At 62.3% G+C, this 512-nt stretch carries 1 protein-coding gene; it reads right to left on the reverse strand.

The window, feature by feature from the left end:
* A partial coding sequence (locus CO676_RS34380; protein ID WP_144340274.1) for an electron transfer flavoprotein subunit alpha/FixB family protein occupies positions 1-512 on the reverse strand: 512 nt, incomplete at both ends.

A 512-nucleotide genomic window follows, 5' to 3' on the forward strand; every position in this document is an offset into this window, starting at 1 on the left:
GCCGAGTCCGAGCCCGCCGGCAACCACCACGTCGGCATAGGCGAGATTGGCGTTCTCCGACTGGCCATCGGAAAGGAAATCGACGACCTTCGTGACGATCTCTTCCTCGCACATCCGCCAATCGTGCCGGATTATCCGGCCGATCGGCTTGTTTGACCGCTGTGGCATGCGCATGACCCTTGGCCGCACGGTTGCCATTTGGGGCCGGCAATTGAGCGTATAGATCGTGCACAGCAACGAGCCGCCGAATGTCGGCCGGGTAGCCGCAAGCGAACCGTCCGCGTCGACATCAAGTCCGGTGCAGTCGGCTGTGAGCCCCGTCAGCAGTGTCGTCGCGACGGAGCCGGCGAGGTCGCGACCCAGCGTCGTCGCACCGAGAAGCAGGATCTCGGGCTTGTAGGCAGCAACCAGATCCGTCAGTGCTTTGGTGAAGGGCTCGTTTCTATAATCGGTGAGCAGCGGCTCCTCGACGAGATAGACCAGGTCCGCATCATAGGCGAAGGCCTCAGCAA

Source organism: Sinorhizobium sp. BJ1, assembly GCF_002531555.1.
GTDB classification, from domain to species: domain Bacteria; phylum Pseudomonadota; class Alphaproteobacteria; order Rhizobiales; family Rhizobiaceae; genus Sinorhizobium; species Sinorhizobium fredii_B.